Below are 22,049 nucleotides of genomic sequence, written 5' to 3' on the forward strand. Positions count from 1 at the left end.
TGGAAACGTAAACGCCCCGATCATTCGGGGCGTTTTCATGTGTGTTCAAAGTGGGAGGTACGCTTTGACACCACTGACTACGCCTCGCATGTCGTCGGCGCACAGGCGTGGGACGAAGTACTCTCGACCTTTGGAGCGAGTCTTTCTATGCAACTTGTCGAGGCGCTCAAAGCTGACGGTATAAATCATGTCGCACTTCACCCATAGCTCTTTATAGCCATCGGACTGAAGTGGATTGGTGCGTAGCAAATGGTGCCAGTCGTATTGGGTCGCTGGTGCAGTAGAGGAGATTGGCACCACGGTGCAGAGCTTGCGACTGTGGGTCGCGGTAGGAGATATCACTAGGACTTTGCGGATCTTCAGCATTTCCGGAGCGACAAAGCCTCGGGTGAAGTCACACAGCAAAACGTCGCCTTGTTTGGGGTGATAGTAGAGAGCCAAATGTTAATTCCCCACAAAAAGCAAAGCCGCCCGAAGGCGGCTTCATTCGACACGCAGCGGAGCTTGCTTCGCCCCTTCTGCGCCGCTGGATCAACTCCGAAAAGGATCCAGACTCCTGCCAGCTTTCGCTGGTGACGGAGCAATTATGGACATCAGGAAATCCGAATACAAGCTGGCTTGTGTGTATGAACCACCCAGTTGATCCGGATTCTTGATGCCCGCTCCTGTTAAATCAATGGGCTAGGGTGTTCAGCACCCTGGTTTATGTGTATCAAGAAATTGACCGTCAATAGCTGCTCTCAGGCAAGCTCGCAATAATCGACCGATAGCTGTTCATCCGCTGCTGCTGCACGCGCCCATCTTCCAGTGCCTTGAGCAACGCACAACCCGGCTCGCGGTCGTGTTTGCAGTCGCGGAAGCGGCAGGTGCCGATCAGGTCGTTGAACTCGATGAAGCCCGCTTCCACATCGCTGCGGCTGACGTGGCCCAAGCCGAATTCACGGATACCCGGTGAGTCGATCAACTCGCCGCCGCCCGGGAAGTGGAACAACCGCGCGGTGGTGGTGGTGTGGGTGCCCTGGCCGGACAGTTCCGACAGCGGGCCCACGCGGGTTTCGACTTCCGGCAACAGGCTGTTGACCAGCGACGACTTGCCCACGCCTGACTGGCCGACGAACACGCTGATCCGCCCGTCCAACTGCTGTTGCAGCTGTTCCATGCCGTTGCCGTGGTGAGCCGACACTTCCAGCACCGGGTAGCCCAGGGTGCGATAGACCGCCAGCAGCGCATTGAGCGCCGGGGCGTTCTGCTCGTCGATCAGGTCGAATTTGTTCAGCAGCAGCAACGGACGGATACCAGCATGCTCAGCCGCGACCAGGTAGCGGTCGATCAGGTTGGCATGGGGCTCGGGCAGTGGCGCGAACACGATCACGATCATGTCGACGTTGGCCGCCACCGGCTTGAGCTGCCCACGGCTGTCGGGGCGGCGCAGCTCGGTACTGCGCGGCAACTGGGCGACGATGACGCCGATGCCCTGGTTGCCGGCACGCCACACCACCTTGTCGCCGGTGACCAGCGCGGGCAGGTTGGCGCGCAAGTGGCAACGGAACACCTGGCCCGCGAGTTCGCCTGCGAGCGCCTCGACTTCGACCTGCACACCAAAGTGCGCGATCACCAAGCCGGTTTGTTCGGGCCCCAGGTCGCCGCCCTCGAGCGCTTCCACGGCGGAGGATTCACGTTTGGCGGCGCGGGCGGCGCGTTCACCTTGAATCTTTTCGATGCGCCAGTTTTGGCGACGGTTGAGCTGGCGTTTGGCCATTGGTGTTCCGTGTCGATAATGCAAAAGTTGGGTAAAACGGTCGCGAGTCTAGCACGCCCCCGCCTGCTAAACTGCCCGGCTACGCCAAGGTGCCAAGAGAATCAAGCCATGCAAAACCCACAGAACCTGATTTGGATCGATCTGGAAATGACCGGTCTGAACCCCGACACCGACGTCATCATCGAGATGGCGACCATTGTCACCGACAGCAACCTCAACACCTTGGCCGAAGGCCCGGTGATCGCCATCCACCACAGCGACGCCGTACTCGCCACCATGGACGAGTGGAACACCCGCACCCACGGTAACTCCGGGCTGACCCAGCGCGTGCGCGACAGCCGCATCAGCATGGCCGAAGCCGAGGCCGAAACCATCGCCTTCCTGGAAAAATGGGTGCCCAAGGGCAAGTCGCCGATCTGCGGCAATAGCATCTGCCAGGACCGTCGCTTCCTTTATACGCACATGAAGGGGCTGGAAAGTTACTTCCACTACCGCAACCTGGACGTGTCGACCTTGAAGGAACTGGCTGCGCGCTGGGCGCCGGAAGTCAAAGACAGCTTCCATAAAGGCAGCACGCACCTGGCGTTGGATGATATTCGCGAGTCAATTGCCGAGTTGCAGCATTACCGCAAGCATTTCATCAAGGCTTGATTCTGCGGCGCCAGTGAATGCGCCATCGCAGGCAAGCCAGCTCCCACATTTGGCTGCATTCGTAAATTCAAAGTGTGGGAGCTGGCTTGCCTGCGATACAGGCGACGCGGTTTATCGCCAAGTGCCCCCTTTTGGTGCCCTCGGCAAATGATTAGACTGCCGGCCTCTCTGTCAGGATCGCCATCATGTTGCTGATGCTCTACCTCGTCGCCATCACCGCCGAAGCCATGACTGGCGCCCTGTCCGCGGGGCGGCGTGGCATGGACTGGTTTGGCGTGGTGCTGATCGCTTGCGTGACAGCCCTGGGCGGCGGTTCGGTGCGCGATGTGTTGCTCGGCCACTACCCGCTGACCTGGGTCAAACACCCGGAGTACCTGGTGCTGACCTCCGTTGCGGCATTGGTGACGATCTTTATCGCGCCGTTGATGCGCCACCTGCGCTCGCTGTTCCTGGCGCTGGATGCGGTGGGGTTGGTGGCCTTCACCCTGATCGGCTGCATGACCGCCCTGGAAATGGGCCACGGTATGTTGGTGGCGTCGGTCAGCGGGGTCATCACCGGGGTATTCGGCGGCATCCTGCGGGATATCTTCTGTAACGACATCCCGCTGATCTTCCGCCGCGAGCTGTATGCCAGCGTGTCGTTCCTGGCTGCCTGGTTCTACTTGCTGTGCCTGTACCTGGAGCTGCCCAGCGAGCAAGCGATTCTGCTGACGCTGTTCAGTGGCTTCCTGTTACGCCTGCTGGCGATCCGGTTTCACTGGGAAATGCCCAAGTTCGTCTACAACGACGATGTGCACTAGCGCGCAGCGTGTTGCTCCAGCGCCCATTCCACGTGTTCGCGTACCAACTCCGACGGGTAGTCCCGCCGCGCCTTCAAGGCTTCCAGCACTGGAATGCTGGAGGGCGCATTACCCAGGCCCACCGCCAGGTTGCGTAACCAGCGCTCGTAACCGGCGCGGCGCAGGGGCGAGCCCTCGGTGCTGCTGAGGAATTTATCCTCGTCCCACATAAACAATTCGGCCAGTTCTGCGTTATTCAGATTGTGCCGTGGCTTGAAATCGCTTTCGGCGGTGGGTCGGGCGAAACGATTCCACGGGCAAACGATCTGACAGTCATCGCAGCCAAATACCCGGTTGCCGATCAGTGGGCGCAGGTCTTCGGGGATGGCGCTCTTGAGTTCGATGGTCAGGTAGGAAATGCAGCGCCGGGCGTCCAGTACATAGGGGCCGACGAAGGCGTTAGTGGGGCAGATGTCCAGGCAGGCGGTGCAGCGGCCACAGTGTTCGGTGGTGTGGGGTGGGTCTACCGGCAAGGGCAAATCGACAAACAGCTCGCTCAGGAAGAAATAACTGCCGGCCTTGCGGTTGAGCACAAGGGTGTTTTTACCTATCCAGCCCAGGCCCGCTTGCTCGGCAATGGCTTTTTCCAGGACGGGCGCGCTGTCGACAAAGGCGCGAAAGCCGAACGGCCCGATCTGCGCCTGGATGCGGTCGGCCAGTTGCTGCACGCGCTTGCGGATCAGCTTGTGGTAGTCGCGGCCCAGGGCGTAGCGCGATATATAGGCTTTTTCCGGCTGGGCCAGTAGTTGCGCCATCTGGGTGTCGCCGGGCAGGTAGTCCATGCGCAGTGACACCACGCGCAAGGTGCCGGGCACCAGCTCGTCGGGGTGGGAGCGTTTGCTGCCGTGGGCGCCCATGTATTCCATCTCGCCGTGGTAACCCGCGTCGAGCCAGCGTTGCAGGTGCTGTTCATGCTCAGCCAGGTCGAGGCCGCTGATGCCGACTTGCTGAAAGCCCAGCTCGCGACCCCAGTCTTTGATCGATTGGGCGAGGGCGGGCAGATCGGAGGTAATAGCAGGCATGAGACACGGGAAACCACAGGTTAGATGCGTATAATTCTGCCAGACATCGGAGCTTGAAGACGCATGCCTCAGACAAAACACCCAATTACCGACGTTCAGCTGTTGTTGCCCGGCCATTTGCCGCAACTGGCTGCGCGTTCCCCGGACGCCCATAAGGGCCAATTCGGCCACCTGCTGGTCATCGGTGGTGACCGTGGCGTTGGCGGCGCGGCGTTGCTGAGCAGCGAAAGCGCCTTGCGCAGCGGCGCCGGCATGGTCTCGCTGGCGACGCGGCCGGAACACGTACCGGCCGCTCTGGCTCGGCTGCCGGAGGTCATGGCCGTCGGCGTGAGCTCGGCCAACCAGTTGATGGGCCTGCTGGAAAAAATCTCGGTGATCGTCATTGGCCCAGGCCTGGGCGATGCCGCCTGGGGCAAGAGCCTGTTGTCGGTCGCGGCCAATGCCAGCGTGCCGCAGGTGTGGGATGCCGACGCGCTCAATCAACTGGCCACTGGCAGCGTCGAGCTGCCGGCCAACTGTGTGATTACCCCTCATCCGGGCGAAGCTGCGCGTTTGTTGGGGCTATCGACAGCCGAGGTTCAGGCTGATCGCCTTAAGGTGGCGCGCGCGTTGAGCCAGAAATTCAATGCTGTGGCTATCCTCAAGGGTGCTGGCAGTTTGATTGCCAGCCCGGATGGGCGCGTGTCGCGGTGTGATCAAGGCCATCCGGCGATGGCAACAGCGGGGCTCGGCGATGTGCTGGCCGGCCTGGTCGGCGCACTATTGGCTCAGGGTATGCCCGCGTACGAAGCGAGCTGCCTGGCCGTGTGGTTGCACGCGACCGCCGGAGACCGCCAGGGTAGTTTTGGTCGCGGCTTGGCTGCCAGCGACCTGATCCCCGCCATTCGTCAATTGCTGGAGGAGCAGTCGCCGTGCCTGAAGTAATTCTTTTCCTGGCAAATGAAGAGGCCATGGTCGCGTTGGGTCAGCGTATTTCGCAGGTCACGCAAGGGGCCGGGTTGATCTTTCTCGAGGGCGATCTGGGCGCAGGCAAAACCACATTGTCCCGGGGGATTATTCGCGGCCTTGGCCATACCGGCGCGGTAAAAAGCCCGACCTTCACGTTGGTCGAGCCTTACGAGATCGGCGACGTGCGTGCTTTCCACTTCGACCTCTATCGCCTGGTCGATCCGGAAGAGTTGGAGTTCATGGGCATCCGTGATTACTTCGACGATGATGCGCTGTGCCTGATCGAGTGGCCAAATAAAGGCACAGGCTTTTTGCCAAAGCCGGACCTGACCATTACCATTACGCCGCATGAGCACGGACGTCAGCTGAAGTTGTTGCCCCAGAGCCCACGCGCTGAGTCGTGGTGTGCTGCTCTGGCATTGGAATTCAAATAATTGGTGGGGTTAGGTATGCGCTTTCGCGCGTTGGTTGCTGTCGTGGGGGTGTTGCTTGCGGCAATGACTGTCAATGCTCTGGCTGCTTCACAGGTGAAAAGTGTTCGCCTGTGGCGAGCGCCGGATAACACGCGACTGGTGTTCGACCTGTCTGGCCCGGTCCAGCACAGCGTCTTTACCTTGACGGCGCCTGATCGCCTGGTGATCGATATCAACGGTGCCAGCCTGGCCGCGCCGCTGAAAGTCTCCACCGCCAACACGCCCATTACCGCCATGCGCTCGGCCCAGCGTACGCCGACCGACCTGCGTGTGGTCATCGACCTGAAAAAGGCCGTAACCCCCAAAAGCTTCTCCCTGGCCCCCAACGCCCAGTACGGCAACCGCCTGGTGGTCGACCTGTTCGACAACCCCGCCGACGCCGCACCGCCGCCTGCGCCAACGCCGAGCGTGGCGACGGTGCCTGCGGTGCCGGTCAACCCTTCGCAACCCCAGGTCAAGCTGCCACCACCGCCGCCTGCCCCGGCAGGCAAGCGCGACATTATCGTGGTGATCGACGCCGGCCACGGTGGCGAAGACCCTGGGGCTTCCGGCTCCCGCGGCCAGCATGAGAAAGACGTGGTGCTCGCCATCGCCCGTGAACTGCAGCGCCAGGTCAACGGCATGAAAGGCTACCGCGCTGAGCTGACCCGTACCGGTGACTACTTCATTCCGTTGCGTGGCCGTACCGAAATTGCCCGTAAGAAGGGCGCTGACCTGTTCGTGTCCATTCACGCCGACGCCGCGCCTTCAACCGCTGCCTTTGGCGCCTCGGTATTTGCCCTGTCGGATCGCGGCGCTACCTCCGAGACTGCGCGCTGGCTGGCCGACAGTGAAAACCGTTCCGACTTGATCGGCGGGGCCGGCAACGTCTCCCTTGATGACAAGGACAAGATGCTCGCAGGCGTACTGCTCGACCTGTCGATGACCGCCTCGCTGACCTCCAGCCTCAACGTGGGCCAGAAAGTCCTGAGCAATATCGGCCGCGTGACCTCGCTGCACAAGCAGCGCGTAGAACAAGCCGGGTTCATGGTGTTGAAATCGCCGGATATCCCGTCGATCCTGGTGGAAACCGGGTTTATCTCCAACGCCAACGAAGCGTCGAAACTGGCCAGCGCCAGCCACCAGCAAGCGCTGGCGCGCTCCATCAGCGCCGGTGTGCGCCAGTTCTTCCAGCAGAACCCGCCGCCGGGCACCTATATCGCCTGGCTGCGCGACTCCGGCAAAATCGCCCAGGGCCCGCGTGACCATCGTGTGCAGCCCGGTGATACCGTTGCCATGCTGGCCGTGCGTTTCCAGGTCACGCCTGCAGCCTTGCGCAGCGCCAATAACCTGAAAACCGATGAGTTGAAGATCGGCCAGGTGTTGACCATCCCCGGTACTTCATTGGCGGCGCAGTGATGAGCGAATCCACCTTGAACAGCGGCTCACGCATTGAATTGCTCAGCCCGCGCCTTGCCAACCAGATCGCCGCGGGTGAGGTGGTTGAACGCCCGGCGTCGGTAATCAAGGAGTTGTTGGAAAACAGCATCGACTCCGGCGCCAAACGCATTGATGTCGATGTGGAGCAGGGCGGCGTCAAGCTGCTGCGGGTACGTGACGATGGCAGTGGCATCTCTTCGGATGACCTGCCCCTGGCCCTGGCCCGCCACGCCACCAGCAAGATCCGCGACTTGGAGGACCTGGAGCGGGTCATGAGCCTGGGCTTTCGTGGTGAGGCCCTCGCCTCCATCAGCTCCGTGGCCCGCCTGACCCTGACCTCCCGCACCCGCAGCGCCGAGCAAGCCTGGCAGGTGGAAACCGAAGGCCGCGACATGGCGCCTCGGGTCCAGCCGGCGGCGCACCCGGTGGGTACCTCAGTGGAAGTGCGCGACCTGTTTTTCAATACCCCGGCGCGGCGCAAATTCCTCAAAGCCGAGAAAACCGAATTCGATCACCTGCAAGAAGTCATCAAGCGCCTGGCCCTGGCCCGTTTCGACGTGGCCTTTCACCTGCGCCACAATGGCAAGACCATCCTCAGCCTGCACGAAGCCAACGACGACGCCGCCCGTGCTCGGCGGGTGGCGGCGGTGTGTGGCAGCGGGTTCCTGGAGCAGGCGCTGCCGATTGAGATCGAGCGCAATGGCTTGAGGTTGTGGGGCTGGGTCGGGTTGCCGACGTTCTCCCGCAGCCAGGCCGATTTGCAGTATTTCTTTGTGAACGGCCGGGCGGTCCGCGACAAACTGGTGGCCCATGCGGTGCGCCAGGCTTATCGCGATGTGCTGTTCAACGGGCGACACCCGACTTTTGTGCTGTTCTTTGAGGTTGACCCTTCGGTGGTCGACGTCAACGTGCACCCGACCAAACACGAGGTGCGCTTCCGTGACGGGCGCATGGTGCATGACTTCCTCTACGGCACGCTGCACCGCGCCTTGGGTGACGTTCGCCCGGATGATCAGTTGTCGGCGCCGATTGTCACGGCGGTGGTACGCCCGAGCGGTCCGGAAGCCGGCGAGTTCGGCCCCCAGGGTGAGATGAGCCTGGCGGCCAACCTGCTGCAATCGCCGCAGGCGCAGCCAGCCTACACGGCGCCGAATTCGGGTGCCGGTGCGGGTTATCAGTACCAATACACACCGCGCCCGCAATCGACGGCGCCGGTGGCCGAAGCCCAGGCGGCGTACCGTGAGTTTTTCGCGCCGTTGCCGGGTGCCGAGCCGGGTGCTGCTGTGGCGTTGCCCGAAGGCGGTGGTGATATTCCGCCGCTGGGTTATGCCCTGGCGCAGCTCAAAGGCATTTATATCCTTGCCGAAAACGCCCATGGCCTAGTGCTGGTGGACATGCACGCTGCCCATGAGCGGATCATGTACGAGCGCCTGAAGATCGCCATGGCCAGCGAAGGCCTCAGCGGCCAGCCGCTGCTGGTGCCCGAATCCCTGGCGGTGAGCCAGCGTGAAGCCGATTGCGCAGAAGAACATCACAGTGTGTTCCAGAAGCTGGGCTTCGAGCTGCAACGCCTGGGTCCGGAAACCCTGGCGATCCGCCAGATTCCCGCGCTGCTCAAGCAGGCCGAGGCCAACCGCCTGGTGGCCGACGTGCTGGCAGACCTGATGGAGTACGGCACCAGTGATCGTATCCAGGCGCATATCAACGAATTGCTCGGCACCATGGCCTGCCACGGCGCCATCCGCGCCAACCGCCGCCTGGCCCTGCCGGAAATGAACGGCCTGCTGCGCGACATGGAAAACACCGAGCGCAGCGGCCAATGCAACCATGGCCGACCGACCTGGACCCAGATGGGCCTGGATGATCTGGACAAACTATTTTTGCGCGGCCGCTGATGAGTGCCTTGCCTCCCGCCATTTTCCTGATGGGCCCCACGGCCGCCGGCAAGACCGACCTGGCCATCGAGCTGACCAAGGTGCTGCCCTGCGAATTGATCAGCGTCGACTCTGCCCTGGTTTACCGGGACATGGATATCGGTACGGCCAAGCCGTCGAAGGCGCTGTTGGCCCAGTATCCGCACAAGTTGATCGACATCATCGATCCGGCGCAGAGCTATTCGGCGGCGGATTTTCGCACCGACGCCCTGGCGGCCATGGCCGAGATCACCGCGCGCGGCAATATCCCGCTGCTGGTGGGCGGCACCATGCTCTACTACAAGGCGTTGCAGGAAGGCCTGGCCGATATGCCGCCTGCCGATACCCAGGTGCGCGCCGAACTTGAAGAAGAGGCTGCGCGCCTTGGCTGGCAGGCCCTTCATGATCAGTTGGCGGCGGTAGATCCGGTGTCTGCGGCACGTATTCACCCCAATGACCCCCAGCGGCTCACACGCGCCCTGGAAGTCTGGCGCGTCAGTGGCCAGACCATGACTGAACATCGGCTGAAACAAAGTGCGCAAAGTACTGATGCAGGCGCATCTGGACAGTCACAATTGCCCTATACTGTGGCGAATCTGGCCATCGCTCCGGCAGATCGTCAGGTGCTGCATGAACGAATTGCACAAAGATTCACAATTATGTTGGAACAGGGGTTTGTGGACGAGGTCGTAGCACTGCGTTCAAGAGGTGACCTGCATGCAGGGCTGCCTTCGATACGTGCTGTAGGCTACCGCCAAGTCTGGGATCATCTGGATGGCAAGCTGACGTCAGCCGAAATGCAGGAGCGCGGCATCATCGCCACGCGCCAGTTGGCGAAGCGCCAGTTCACCTGGCTGCGCAGCTGGAGCGATTTGCACTGGTTGGACAGCCTGGACAGCGACAATCTGTCACGCGCCTTGAAATACTTGGGAACGGTCTCCATATTGAGCTGAGTCCTTGCAATTGCCGTCTATCCTTGGGGGTGTGACGGCCATAAGCTATCTATTTTCCGATTTTTTATTATTGATCCTTAAAGGAGTGCGGCACATGTCAAAAGGGCATTCGCTACAAGACCCTTACTTGAATACTTTACGTAAAGAGAAAGTTGGGGTTTCCATCTATCTGGTCAACGGCATCAAGCTGCAAGGTACGATCGAGTCGTTCGACCAATTCGTTATCCTGCTGAAAAACACCGTCAGCCAGATGGTTTACAAGCACGCTATCTCGACAGTCGTTCCAGTTCGTCCAATCCGTCTGCCTAGCGCAGCAGGTGATGAACAGGGTGACGCTGAGCCAGGTAACGCCTGATAGGAGTCTCCTTTGTTCTTTGAGCGCCACGGTGGTGGTGAGCGAGTAATCCTCGTTCACTTGGATGGACAGGACCCTGAGGCGCGCGAAGATCCGCAGGAGTTTCAGGAGTTGGCAAATTCGGCCGGCGCCGAGACCGTTGCGTTTTTTAACGTACCGCGTCATCGGCCAACCGCCAAATACCTGATTGGCAGCGGCAAGGTCGAGGAACTGCGCGACCTGGTTCATGCCGAAGAAGCCGATCTGGTGATCTTCAATCACACCCTCACGCCCAGTCAGGAACGTAACCTCGAACGTGTTTTCGAGTGTCGCGTGATCGACCGTACCGGCCTGATTCTCGACATTTTCGCCCAGCGCGCCCGTACCCATGAAGGCAAGCTCCAGGTCGAACTGGCCCAGCTTGATCACATGAGCACCCGCCTGGTTCGCGGCTGGACTCACCTTGAGCGTCAGGGTGGCGGTATCGGCATGCGTGGCCCGGGTGAAACCCAGTTGGAAACCGACCGGCGTCTGCTGCGGGTTCGCCTGCGCCAGATCAAGGGCCGCCTGGAAAAAGTGCGCAGCCAGCGCGAGCAGTCGCGACGTGGCCGTTCCCGTGCGGATATCCCTACGGTGTCGTTGGTGGGCTACACCAACGCCGGCAAATCCACGCTGTTCAATAACGTGACCAAGTCGGATGTGTACGCGGCCGACCAACTGTTCGCCACCCTCGACCCGACCCTGCGGCGTCTGGACATCGACGACCTGGGGCCGATTGTGCTGGCCGATACCGTGGGTTTCATTCGTCACCTGCCCCACAAGCTCGTCGAGGCATTTCGGTCTACGCTCGAAGAGTCGAGCAATTCCGACTTGCTGTTGCACGTGATCGATGCGGCCGAACCGGATCGCATGTTGCAGATTGAACAGGTCATGGTGGTGCTGGGCGAGATTGGTGCCCAGGACTTGCCGATCCTCGAGGTCTATAACAAACTCGATTTGCTTGAAGGCGTTGAGCCACAGATCCAGCGCGACGAGAACGGCAAGCCCCAGCGGGTCTGGTTGTCGGCGCGAGATGGCAGTGGCTTGGAGTTGCTGGAACAAGCCATTGCCGAATTGCTCGGCAGCGATTTGTTCGTCGGCACCTTGCGCTTGCCGCAGCGTTTTGCTCGACTGCGTGCACAGTTTTTCGAGTTGGGCGCTGTACAGAAAGAAGAACACGACGAAGAAGGTGTCAGCTTGCTGGCCGTTCGATTGCCACGCTCGGAACTCAATCGGCTGGTCAGCCGAGAGGGTGTTGTACCGGCAGAGTTTATCGAACAACACACTTTGCAATAAAAGCCTGAGAAAGCGGTTGTGCCGCAGTAGCAGGCATTCTGTAGCATTGGTCGGCGCGCCGTGGGTGCGTCTTTGCTTTATCAGATGGAGAGCGCTATGGCTTGGAATGAGCCGGGTGGCAACTCGAATAATCAGGATCCTTGGGGTGGTAAGCGCCGCAATAACGGCGACCGCAAGGGGCCACCGGATCTCGACGAGGCCTTCCGAAAGCTGCAGGAAAGCCTGAATGGGTTGTTCGGTGGTGGAAAAAAACGTGGTGGTGACGACGGCGGTCGCACAAGCAAGGGCGGTGGCTATGGCCTGCTGGGCCTGGGTCTTGTCGTGCTCGCGGCCGTATGGCTGTACAGCGCGGTCTACGTGGTGGACGAGCAGGAGCAAGCCGTGGTGCTGCGCTTCGGCAAGTACTACGAGACTGTCGGGCCAGGCCTGAACATCTATTTCCCGCCGATCGACAAGAAGTACATGGAGAACGTGACGCGTGAGCGTGCGTACACCAAGCAGGGCCAGATGCTGACCGAAGACGAGAACATCGTCGAAGTGCCGCTGACCGTGCAGTACAAGATCAGCAACCTGCAAGACTTCGTGCTGAACGTTGATCAGCCGGAAATCAGCCTGCAACACGCAACCGAAAGTGCCCTGCGCCACGTGGTGGGTTCCACCGCCATGGATCAGGTGCTGACCGAAGGTCGTGAGTTGATGGCCAGCGAAATCAAGGAGCGTCTGCAACGGTTCCTCGATACCTATCGCACTGGTATTACCGTCACTCAGGTGAACGTACAGAGCGCAGCGGCACCGCGTGAAGTGCAGGAAGCCTTTGACGACGTGATCCGTGCCCGTGAAGACGAGCAGCGTTCGCGCAACCAGGCTGAAACCTATGCCAACGGCGTTGTGCCGGAAGCCCGTGGTCAGGCCCAGCGCATCCTTGAAGATGCCAACGGTTACCGCGATGAAGTGGTCTCCCGCGCCAAGGGTGAGGCAGATCGTTTCACCAAGCTGGTTGCCGAGTACCGCAAGGCTCCTGAAGTGACCCGCGAGCGTCTGTACCTGGACACCATGCAGGAAGTCTTCAGCAACACCAGCAAGGTTCTCGTGACCGGCAGCAAAGGTGGGCAGAACAACCTGCTGTACCTGCCGCTGGACAAGATGATCGAAGGTGGTCGTAGCGGCGCCAGTGCACCGTCCACCGGTTCGAATGCCGCTGCCAACGAAGCGAGTGCCCGTGCGGCCGCTGACTTGCTGCAACAGCAAACACGTACCAGGGAGAGCCGTTGATGAGCAATAAATCGCTGACCGCCCTGATTGTGGGCGTCGTCGTGGTCATCGCTGCCTGGAACTGCTTCTACATCGTCGCTCAGACCGAGCGTGCGGTGCTGCTGCAATTCGGTCGCGTGGTCCAGGCGGATGTCCAGCCGGGCCTGCATGTAAAAGTCCCCTACGTCAACCAGGTGCGCAAGTTCGACGCCCGCCTGATGACCCTGGATGCACCGACACAGCGCTTCCTGACCCTGGAAAAGAAAGCCGTGATGGTTGACGCCTACGCCAAGTGGCGCGTCAAGGATGCCGAGCGCTTCTACACCGCGACTTCCGGCCTCAAGCAGATTGCCGACGAGCGTTTGTCCCGTCGTCTGGAATCGGGCCTGCGTGACCAGTTTGGTAAGCGCACCCTGCACGAGGTGGTATCCGGTGAACGTGATGCGCTGATGGCTGACATCACCCGTTCGCTGAACACCATGGCGGAAAAAGAGCTGGGTATTGAAGTGGTCGACGTTCGCGTCAAGGCCATTGACCTGCCCAAGGAAGTGAACCGCAGCGTGTTCGAGCGTATGAGCACCGAGCGTGAGCGTGAAGCGCGTGAGCACCGCGCCAAGGGTAACGAGTTGGCTGAAGGTATCCGTGCCGATGCCGACCGTCAGCGTCGTGTACTGCTGGCAGAAGCCTATCGTGAGTCTGAAGAGGCTCGTGGTGACGGTGATGCTCAAGCCGCGGCGATCTACGCCAAGGCCTATGGCCAGGACCAGGAGTTCTACGCGTTCTACCGTAGCCTGCGAGCCTACCGTGAAAGCTTCGCGAACAAAACCGACGTACTGGTGCTGGACCCAAGCAGCGACTTCTTCCGCTACCTGGAAAAGTCTAAGTAACCAGCCCGTGATTCTGTAAGGCGCACTCCGTCGGGCGGCTAAAATGCCTGGCGGGGTGATCCTTTCAGAAAACGGGTGTATGATGCGGCAGCCGGGAAATTCCCGGCTTTTTTGCGTCTGCATGTTTGATTCGGCAGGCGTGACAGGTTTTTCGAGGAAAGTGCCCGACGAGGCCGTTTGCAGGCCATTCGTCACGTCGCTCTTGCGCGTGGTTTATGCAAGGGGCGGGTATTTTCTGCTTCACTCAAGGCTCGGCCGAGGGCTGGCCGCCCGGATCAAAGGGGAATGGCGTAATGGCAACGGTAGACCGCTGGCTGCTGCCAGATGGCATCGAAGAAGTACTGCCACCAGAAGCTGCGCGCATTGAAGTAGCGCGTCGCCAGGTGTTGGATCTGTTCCAGAGCTGGGGTTACGAGTTTGTCGTGACTCCCCATATCGAGTACCTGGAATCCCTGCTGACCGGCGCGGGCCAGGACCTGGATCTGCGCACCTTCAAGGTCATCGACCCGCAATCGGGCCGGCAAATGGGGTTCCGTGCCGACATCACGCCGCAAGTGGCGCGCATCGATGCGCACACCCTGCGGCGCGAAGGCCCGAGTCGCCTGTGCTACGCCGGTAGCGTACTGCATGCCCAGCCGCGTGCGTTGTCGTCTTCCCGTAGCCCGATCCAGTTGGGCGCCGAGTTGTACGGCGATGCCAGCCCGAGCAGCGATGTTGAAGTGATCAGCCTGATGCTGGCCATGCTGCAACTGGCGGATGTGCCGGATGTGCACATGGACCTGGGCCATGTCGGTATCTACCGTGGCTTGGCGCGCGCTGCCGGGTTGTCCGGTGAAGTGGAGCAGCAGTTGTTCGATGCCCTGCAGCGCAAGGCGATCGATGAAGTGATCGCTCTCACCGAGGGTGTGCCTGCTGAGCTGGCTGGCATGCTGCGGGCGCTGGTAGACCTGTGCGGCGGCCGTGAAGTGCTGGTGGCTGCGCGTGAGCGCCTGGCGAATGCGCCGGCACCGGTATTGGCAGCACTGGACGATGTGCTGGCAATTGCCGAGCGCCTGTCGGCACGGTTCCCGGAGCTGCCGCTGTATTTTGATCTGGGTGAATTGCGCGGTTACCACTACCACACCGGTGTGGTGTTCGCGGTATTCGTCCCGGGTGTTGGCCAGGCCATCGCCCAAGGTGGTCGCTATGACGATATCGGCGCCGACTTCGGTCGTGCGCGTCCGGCCACTGGTTTTTCCACCGATTTGAAAACCCTGGTGACCCTGGGGCGTGCTGAGGTCGAGCTGCCGTCTGGTGGCATCTGGATGCCCGACAGTACGGACGCAGCGCTCTGGCAGCAGGTTTGCCAGTTACGCCGTGAGGGTCAGCGTGTAGTCCAGGCCTTGCCTGGGCAGCCATTGGCCGCCGCCCGTGAAGCGGACTGCGACCGGCAATTGATTCAGCAGAACGGGCTTTGGCAAGTATCGCCACTGGCTTCTTGAGTTTTCCTGCCGGCCATCGCCGGCACCAAGTTTGCGCGAATGAGGACAAGTGTTATGGGTAAGAATGTCGTAGTCCTGGGCACCCAATGGGGTGATGAGGGCAAAGGCAAGATCGTTGATCTGCTGACCGAACATGCTGCCGCCGTAGTGCGCTACCAAGGTGGCCACAACGCTGGCCACACCCTGGTCATCGATGGCGAAAAAACCGTCTTGCACCTGATCCCGTCGGGTGTTCTGCGCGAAGGCGTGCAGTGCCTGATCGGCAACGGCGTGGTGGTTGCACCTGACGCCCTGCTGCGCGAGATCACCAAGCTGGAAGAAAAAGGCGTACCGGTGCGCGAGCGCCTGCGTATCAGCCCGTCCTGCCCGCTGATCCTGTCCTTCCACGTTGCGCTGGACCAGGCCCGTGAAAAGGCGCGTGGCGAGCTGAAGATCGGCACCACCGGTCGCGGCATCGGCCCGGCCTACGAAGACAAGGTTGCACGTCGTGGCCTGCGTGTGGGCGACCTGCTCAACATGCCGCGCTTTGAAGACAAGCTGCGTGAACTGGTGGATTACCACAACTTCATGCTGGTCGGTTACTACAAAGAGCCAGCCATCGAGTTTGAAAAGACCCTGGCCGAGTGCAAGGAATACGCTGAGCTGCTAAAGCCGCTGATGCTGGACGTGACGGCCGAGCTGCACGAGCTGCGTCGCGCTGGCAAGGACATCATGTTCGAAGGTGCCCAGGGTTCGTTGCTGGACATCGACCACGGTACCTACCCGTACGTGACCAGCTCCAACACTACTGCTGGCGGCGTTGCCACCGGCTCGGGCGTTGGCCCGATGTTCCTGGACTACATCCTGGGCATCACCAAGGCTTACACCACCCGTGTAGGTTCCGGTCCGTTCCCGACTGAGCTGTTCGACGACGTTGGCGCACACCTGGCCAAGCAAGGTCACGAATTCGGCGCCACCACTGGCCGTGCTCGTCGTTGCGGCTGGTTCGACGCCGTTATCCTGCGTCGCGCTATCGATGTGAACAGCATCTCGGGCATCTGCCTGACCAAGCTGGATGTACTCGACGGCCTGGAAGCCATCAACATTTGCGTCGGCTACAAAGACGCCCAAGGCAACGATGTTGCCCCGACTGACGCTGACAGCTACGTGGGCCTGCAGCCTGTGTACGAAGAAGTACCAGGCTGGACCGAATCGACCGTGGGCGCCAAGACCCTGGAAGAACTGCCAGCCAACGCCCGCGCCTACATCAAGCGTGTGGAAGAGCTGATCGGCGCACCGATCGACATTATTTCGACCGGCCCGGACCGCAACGAGACCATCGTTCTGCGTCACCCGTTCGCGTAATAAGCTGTTGATGTAAAAAGCAAAGGGCTCCTTCGGGAGCCCTTTGTCGTTTCTGCATGGCAAGCGGCACGACCCTTGCTGTGTTTCCCTCTTTCGAGGTGCTATCAAATTAATGGCACCCGTGGTGGAGGGATTTCCAGTGTCTGCCGTTCTCTCGTTGTTACAAAGCCGTCTGTTGCGGCCGGTGTTCGTTACCCTTGGTATCGCTCTTTTGGTGCAAGTGCTGGTGGCCGTCGCGCTGACGCGGAGCACGGTGACGGCGCTGGAAGCCGATTTGGGCAATCGCCTGGGCATAGATAGCCAGAAGTTGTCTGGTGAACTGGCCCAGGCTGGCAAGGAAGTCACGTCCAGCCTGGACAGCCTCTCCGCCAGCACGCGCCAGCGCCTCACAGCCGGGCTTTCCACGCGCTTGCAGGAAGAGCAAGAGCAGTTGCGTGCGACGCTGGAAAAAGACCTGCAGGACTCCGCCAATGACATGGCGCAACTGCTGGCCTCGGTCGCGCCCCGTGCCATGTGGGACAGTGACGTGCCGACCCTTTCTGAGTTTGCCCGCCGGGCCCAGCGCAACCCCAATGTGCTGTTTGTGGTGTATGACGACGCCGCAGGCGAGCACCTGACCCGATACCTGAACCGCGAAAACCCGATCAACCAGGCCCTGCTGGCAAAGGGCGCAGGGGAACGTGCCCTGGACAAGGTGCTGGACGCGGCCAAGACAGACCCCTCCGTGTATTACGTCGAAGCCTCCATCAGCCCCAACGGTGTGGAAATCGGCAAGGTGCGCATGGGCGTGTCGACCGCGACGGTTGAAGCCGACCTGCAAGCCTTGGATAAGCGCTTTGCCGCGCTGATCGCCAGCGGTGATCAGCTGGTGGGTGACAGCCTCAAGGGAGCCGCCGCTGACAGCGCCAACGCCATGGGCGCCCGGCTGCAATCGGCGCAAGCCACTGCCACGCAAATGACGGCCAACACGGCCGCCGCTGTGCAAGACGCGGCGGGCACCCTGCGCTGGCGTATCGGCATGGGTCTGGCGCTGGTGGGGCTTGGGGTCTTGCTGCTGATCGCTATTGTGCTGGGCCGGCGCGTGGTCAATCGTCTGAAGCTGCTGATTGCCGCGATGGATGACCTGGCGGCCGGCGAAGGCGACCTCACCAAGCGCGTGCAGATCAACAGCAAGGATGAAATCGGTGATATGGCCTCGGCGGTCAATCGCTTTGTGGATAAGTTGCAGCCCATCGTGCGGGAGGCAGGCGACGTGGCCCAGCGTACTGGCGTGGAAATCGGCGCCATGACGTTGCGCAATGCTGGCGCCGATGCGGCGGCGGGCTTGCAGCGTGATGAAGTGGCCGAGAGTTTGCGCGCTTTGTCGCAAATGGCCGATGAGGCCCAGGCCGAAAGCCACGCCATGCAGGCGGCCCTGCAGCAGGTGGTGGATATTCGCCAGGCCACGGATGAAAACTCACGGACCTCGGCCGAAGTTGGCAGCTTGATCGAGGCGTTGGCGGGGCAGGTGCAGGCCGGTTCCCAGGTGATCGAACGGCTGGCGCAGCAAAGCGAACAAATTGAAGTGGTGTTGACCGTGATTCACGGTATCGCCGAGCAAACCAACCTGCTCGCTCTCAACGCGGCCATCGAAGCGGCACGGGCTGGCGAGACTGGGCGCGGCTTTGCGGTGGTGGCCGATGAAGTGCGTGCGCTGGCCAGCAAGACTCAAAGCTCCACTGGCGATATCCAGGCGCATATTGTTGCGTTGCAGCAGGGCGCGCGTGAGGCCGTAGAAACCATCGGCAAGGCGGGGCGCCAGGCCAGTGAGGGCCTGCTGGTGCTGCGCGATAGCGTGCGCTTGCAGCAGACGGTGCAGGCTTCTGTGGAGCAGGTGCATGCGGCGATTGGCCTGGCGACGCGCGCGGCCGAGCATCAAGCCCAGGGCGCGCATGCGGTGCGTGGGCGCGTCGAGGTGATCCATGCCCAGGCCGAGCGTGCGGCGCAAGCGGTGGTGGAGACGACGGCCAGTGGCAAGGTGCTGGATGGGTTGGCGGCGCAGTTGAAGGCGAGCTTGGGGCAGTTCAGGGCTTGAGGTTGTCTGGACGGGCCTCATCGCAGGCAAGCCAGCTCCCACATTCAACTGCATTCCAAAGTTGGAACTCGGTCACTGTGGGAGCTGGCTTGCCTGCGATAACTGTTTCAGCGACTCAGATACATCCGAGTCGTGAGCAGATACACCGGCAACCCCGACACCACTATCAACAACGCCGCATACGGCGCCGCCGCCGCAAATTCCACATTCGAGGTATGTGCCCAGACGGCCGTCGCCAAGGTATTCAACCCGGTCGGGCTGAGCAGCAACGTCGCCGTCAATTCCTTCATCGCATCCAGGAACACCAAGGCAAACGCCGCCCCCAGCGCCGGAAAGATGATTGGCAACGTCACCCGGCAAAACGCACTGAAGGACGATGCGCCTAACGTGCGCGCAGCCTCTTCCAGCTGTGGCGCCGCCTTGTTCAGTGCTGTACGAATCGGCGCCTGTGCCAACGGCAAAAACAGCAGCGCATAAGCAATCAGCAATAACGCAGAGGTCTGGTACAGCGCGGGGATGTAATGCAGGGCGAAATACACCAGGGTCAGCGCAATCACCAGGCCGGGCAGGGCATGCAGTAGATACGGCAAGCGTTCGGCCCAGATTGCCAACTGTCCTTTGTAGCGCACCACCAGCAGCCCAACCGGCACTGCCAGTACCAGGCACAGTGCGGCGCCGCCCAGGGAGAGCGCCAGGGATGACAGCAGCGCCTCGCTGATCTCGGCCATCGGAAACGCCGCTGACGAACCGACGGCCAACCAATAGCCGAGCATGCCCAGCGGGATGCCGCTGCCGATGATCGCCAATGCCAGGCAATACACCTGGCCCAATGGCGCCCACTTGCCGAGTCGAACCTGCTCGGCGTGCCGCGCCGCGCCCTGGCCGATGCGCACATGCCGGCCTTTGCCGCGTACGCGCAGCTCCAGCCACAGCAGGGTCAGGCACATCACCAGCAGCACTGCCGAGAGCATTGCCGCATTGGCATTGCTGAATTCCAGTTCGAACTGCTGGTAGATCGCGGTGGTGAAGGTCTGCAACCCGATAATCGACAGCGCGCCGAATTCCACCAGCATGTGCAGTGCGATCAATAGTGAGCCGGCCAGCAGCGATGGCCACAGCAGCGGGAGTGTGATGCGAAAGAACACGCCCCAGCGGTTGAGCCCCAGCGTGCGGGCCGATTCTTCCAGGGAGGGGTCTAGATTGCGCAGTGTTGCCGCCACCGGCAAAAACACCAGCGGGTATTTGGACAGGCTCATCACCAGGATCGCGCCACCGAGCCCCTCGAACTGAGCGCTCAGCGACACCCAGGTAAAGCTGCTGACAAACGCCGGCACCGCAAACGGCAGGCACAGGATCACGCCCCAGATGCGCCGTCCTGGCAGGTTGCTGCGTTCCAGTAGCCAGGCCAGGGACAGGCCGATCACGCCGCAGGTCAGGGTCACGCCGACCATCAATGCCAGCGTGTTGCGCAGCAGCCCGAACACATAAGGTCGCCACAGTAGATGCACCGCCTCCGTCCAGCCCGCCTGCCAGGCTTTGAGCCCGACATAGGCGAGCGGCAACAGGCTCAGGCCAACCAGCAATAGCACAGGCAGCAGCAGCCAGATTGACGGGCGTTTGCGACGGGGGGTGAACCCCGTGACGGAAAGCGATGGGTTCATCAGTTCAGGCCAACGTCACGTTCCAGCTCCAGGGCTTCTTCGGCGTTACCCAGGTCTGCGGGGGTGACCTTTGGTGGCTGCAGCTCGCTAAATGGCTTGAGGCCGCGGTTCGATTCCATGCCCTTGCGCAGCGGGTACTCGGCCGACGTGTTGGTGATCACGCGCTGGCCCTCTTCGCTGGCCATGAATGCCAGCAATTGCTGAGCTTCTTTGGGATGCTTGCTGGATTTGAGTGCGGCAGCGGAGGACACGGTGATCAGGCCGCCAGCATCACCATCGGTGAAGTAATGCAGCTGGGAGTCCAGGTTGGTTTTTTCCTTTTTCAGGGCGAACCAGTAGTAGTTGTTTACCAGCACGGTAGCCACTTCGCCGTTTTCCACGGCCTTGAGGGCGACCATATTGTTGCTGTACACCTTGCCGAAGGCGCGCAGGCCGGTCAGCCATTCTTCCGCGGCTTCGCGACCGTGCAGCTTGATGATTGCCACGGCTTGTTCCTGGAACGCGCCGCTGGTGGGCACGAAACCGACCTTGCCTTGCCATTCGGGGCCGGCGAAATCCAGTACCGACTTGGGCAAGTCTTTTTCCGCAATCAATTTGGGGTTGAAGGCTACGACGCGGGTGCGTGCGGTCACGCCCATCCAGTCGCCGTTTTTACCCACGTAATCCTTGGGCAGCACATTGAGGGTGCTGGCATCGATTTTTGCCAACAGGCCTTGCTCGCCGAGTTTGTTCAGGGGCGGTGATTCTTCGGTGTAGATGACGTCGGCAGGGGAGCGCTCACCTTCTTCGACGACTTGGCTGGCCAACTGGTTGCTGCTGCCTTTGCGCACGTTGACGTGGATGCCGGTCTTGGCTTCGAAGGCCTTGGCGAGTTCATCGCCGACTTCTTTGTGTTGGCCGTTGTATAAGGTCAGGGAGACCTTGTCGGCAGAATGGGCGGCGGGCGAGAGCAGGGTCAGGCTGAGTAGGGTGAGGGTCAGGCCGCGCAGAAGGGATGTCTTGAGTCGGTTGTCACGGATCATCATCCGAAGTGTTCCTCGCTTATATGCAACAAATCATTGCAAGGATAAACGATAAATCTTCTCAAGTGCGGATGAGGGGGAAATCACTGGGGAAGTTTTCAAACCCCGGAAACGAAAAAACCCGCTTTCGCGGGTTTGATCTGAATTTGGTGCCCAGGAGAAGACTCGAACTTCCACGACCTTGCGATCACCAGCACCTGAAGCTGGCGTGTCTACCAATTTCACCACCTGGGCATTATCTAACAACGTTGCCGCTGTTGATGGGGCGAACTATACGGCGGGGTTTTTAATCTGTAAACCCCTGATTCGAAAAATATAAATCAATTTTTCCGTTAAAAATCAAAGGCCTGAAACGAAAAAACCCGCTTTCGCGGGTTTGATCTGAATTTGGTGCCCAGGAGAAGACTCGAACTTCCACGACCTTGCGATCACCAGCACCTGAAGCTGGCGTGTCTACCAATTTCACCACCTGGGCAGCATCAACAACGTTGCCGTCGTCGATGGCGCGCACTATACGGAGCGATATTTGAGCTGTAAACCCCTGCCATGAAAAAAGCCTGGAAAATTTCACCAGCGGTCGTGCAAGGTGCGTGGCGGGGGTCGTAAAGGTCTTTTAAACGCTTGTTGATACCTGAAATTTCCCGTTTCAATACGCGTATGCCAAACTAACCCACATATAGACA

General features: G+C 60.8%; 19 protein-coding genes and 2 tRNA genes. 14 read left to right on the forward strand and 7 right to left on the reverse strand.

The features are described 5' to 3' along the window. Positions 1-45 precede the first annotated feature (45 nt). The gene (locus RHM69_RS23725; protein ID WP_200599120.1) at positions 46-441 is read right to left on the reverse strand and encodes a type II toxin-antitoxin system PemK/MazF family toxin; all 396 of its coding nucleotides are present in this window, start codon (positions 439-441) and stop codon (positions 46-48) included. A 286-nt stretch (positions 442-727) separates the two neighbouring features. Beyond that, positions 728-1,759 carry a small ribosomal subunit biogenesis GTPase RsgA gene (gene rsgA, locus RHM69_RS23730; protein ID WP_200599121.1) on the reverse strand — a complete coding sequence of 344 codons (1,032 nt, stop codon included), beginning with the start codon at positions 1,757-1,759 and terminating at the stop codon, positions 728-730. Positions 1,760-1,867: 108 nt separating this feature from the next. Between rsgA and orn the strand changes: the two genes are divergently transcribed. Together orn and RHM69_RS23740 are read left to right on the forward strand one after the other, a co-directional pair. Beyond that, complete coding sequence (orn, locus tag RHM69_RS23735; protein ID WP_003171343.1) at positions 1,868-2,410, forward strand: oligoribonuclease; 543 nt, start codon at positions 1,868-1,870, stop codon at positions 2,408-2,410. 182 nt (positions 2,411-2,592) lie between these two features. Then, entirely contained in the window at positions 2,593-3,210 is a 618-nt protein-coding gene (locus RHM69_RS23740) for a trimeric intracellular cation channel family protein (RefSeq protein ID WP_169913170.1), read from the forward strand. On the opposite strand, the gene queG is transcribed toward RHM69_RS23740, so the two are convergent. Beyond that, positions 3,207-4,271 carry a tRNA epoxyqueuosine(34) reductase QueG gene (gene queG, locus RHM69_RS23745; RefSeq protein ID WP_191948834.1) on the reverse strand — a complete coding sequence of 355 codons (1,065 nt, stop codon included), beginning with the start codon at positions 4,269-4,271 and terminating at the stop codon, positions 3,207-3,209. The two genes, RHM69_RS23740 and queG, sit on opposite strands and share 4 nt — an antisense overlap. A 63-nt stretch (positions 4,272-4,334) precedes the next feature. Here queG and RHM69_RS23750 point away from each other — a divergent pair, with 63 nt between their 5' ends. From RHM69_RS23750 to RHM69_RS23805, 12 genes are all read left to right on the forward strand, one after another. Then, complete coding sequence (locus tag RHM69_RS23750) at positions 4,335-5,195, forward strand: NAD(P)H-hydrate dehydratase (protein ID WP_200599122.1); 861 nt, start codon at positions 4,335-4,337, stop codon at positions 5,193-5,195. Next, positions 5,183-5,653 carry a tRNA (adenosine(37)-N6)-threonylcarbamoyltransferase complex ATPase subunit type 1 TsaE gene (tsaE, locus tag RHM69_RS23755; protein ID WP_200599123.1) on the forward strand — a complete coding sequence of 157 codons (471 nt, stop codon included), beginning with the start codon at positions 5,183-5,185 and terminating at the stop codon, positions 5,651-5,653. Before RHM69_RS23750 ends, tsaE begins: the two co-directional genes overlap by 13 nt. A 15-nt stretch (positions 5,654-5,668) precedes the next feature. Further along, positions 5,669-7,090, forward strand: a complete 1,422-nt coding sequence (locus RHM69_RS23760) for an N-acetylmuramoyl-L-alanine amidase (protein WP_003188054.1) — start codon at positions 5,669-5,671, stop codon at positions 7,088-7,090. Then, complete coding sequence (gene mutL / locus RHM69_RS23765; protein ID WP_069868915.1) at positions 7,090-9,006, forward strand: DNA mismatch repair endonuclease MutL; 1,917 nt, start codon at positions 7,090-7,092, stop codon at positions 9,004-9,006. The genes RHM69_RS23760 and mutL overlap by 1 nt, the downstream gene beginning before the upstream one ends. Then, complete coding sequence (gene miaA, locus RHM69_RS23770) at positions 9,006-9,977, forward strand: tRNA (adenosine(37)-N6)-dimethylallyltransferase MiaA (RefSeq protein ID WP_032904044.1); 972 nt, start codon at positions 9,006-9,008, stop codon at positions 9,975-9,977. Before mutL ends, miaA begins: the two co-directional genes overlap by 1 nt. 94 nt (positions 9,978-10,071) lie before the next feature. After that, positions 10,072-10,332, forward strand: a complete 261-nt coding sequence (hfq, locus tag RHM69_RS23775) for an RNA chaperone Hfq (RefSeq protein WP_003188059.1) — start codon at positions 10,072-10,074, stop codon at positions 10,330-10,332. 12 nt (positions 10,333-10,344) lie between these two features. Continuing rightward, positions 10,345-11,646 (forward strand): ribosome rescue GTPase HflX, encoded by a 1,302-nt coding sequence (gene hflX, locus RHM69_RS23780; RefSeq protein WP_003188061.1) that lies wholly within the window; start codon positions 10,345-10,347, stop codon positions 11,644-11,646. Positions 11,647-11,742: 96 nt separating this feature from the next. After that, a complete protein-coding gene (hflK, locus tag RHM69_RS23785; RefSeq protein WP_003188062.1) occupies positions 11,743-12,918 on the forward strand; it encodes an FtsH protease activity modulator HflK in 1,176 nt (391 codons plus the stop codon). After that, a complete protein-coding gene (gene hflC / locus RHM69_RS23790; RefSeq protein WP_003188064.1) occupies positions 12,918-13,784 on the forward strand; it encodes a protease modulator HflC in 867 nt (288 codons plus the stop codon). The genes hflK and hflC overlap by 1 nt, the downstream gene beginning before the upstream one ends. A gap of 293 nt (positions 13,785-14,077) precedes the next feature. Further along, positions 14,078-15,265 carry an ATP phosphoribosyltransferase regulatory subunit gene (locus RHM69_RS23795; RefSeq protein ID WP_003188066.1) on the forward strand — a complete coding sequence of 396 codons (1,188 nt, stop codon included), beginning with the start codon at positions 14,078-14,080 and terminating at the stop codon, positions 15,263-15,265. A 54-nt stretch (positions 15,266-15,319) separates the two neighbouring features. Next, positions 15,320-16,609 carry an adenylosuccinate synthase gene (locus tag RHM69_RS23800; RefSeq protein ID WP_020301628.1) on the forward strand — a complete coding sequence of 430 codons (1,290 nt, stop codon included), beginning with the start codon at positions 15,320-15,322 and terminating at the stop codon, positions 16,607-16,609. Positions 16,610-16,748: 139 nt separating this feature from the next. After that, positions 16,749-18,683, forward strand: a complete 1,935-nt coding sequence (locus tag RHM69_RS23805; RefSeq protein WP_200599124.1) for a methyl-accepting chemotaxis protein — start codon at positions 16,749-16,751, stop codon at positions 18,681-18,683. Between the two features lie 107 nt (positions 18,684-18,790). On the opposite strand, the gene RHM69_RS23810 is transcribed toward RHM69_RS23805, so the two are convergent. From RHM69_RS23810 to RHM69_RS23825, 4 genes are all read right to left on the reverse strand, one after another. After that, positions 18,791-20,344, reverse strand: coding sequence for an ABC transporter permease (locus tag RHM69_RS23810; protein ID WP_073451883.1), 1,554 nt, complete (start codon positions 20,342-20,344; stop codon positions 18,791-18,793). Next, positions 20,344-21,369 carry an extracellular solute-binding protein gene (locus tag RHM69_RS23815; RefSeq protein WP_014716672.1) on the reverse strand — a complete coding sequence of 342 codons (1,026 nt, stop codon included), beginning with the start codon at positions 21,367-21,369 and terminating at the stop codon, positions 20,344-20,346. Before RHM69_RS23815 ends, RHM69_RS23810 begins: the two co-directional genes overlap by 1 nt. A gap of 144 nt (positions 21,370-21,513) precedes the next feature. Then, positions 21,514-21,600: transfer RNA gene (locus tag RHM69_RS23820), tRNA-Leu, on the reverse strand. Positions 21,601-21,754: 154 nt separating this feature from the next. Next, positions 21,755-21,841: transfer RNA gene (locus tag RHM69_RS23825), tRNA-Leu, on the reverse strand. Positions 21,842-22,049: the final 208 nt, after the last annotated feature.

Origin of the sequence: Pseudomonas sp. CCI1.1 (assembly GCF_034348165.1) — a bacterium.
GTDB classification, from domain to species: domain Bacteria; phylum Pseudomonadota; class Gammaproteobacteria; order Pseudomonadales; family Pseudomonadaceae; genus Aquipseudomonas; species Aquipseudomonas paracarnis.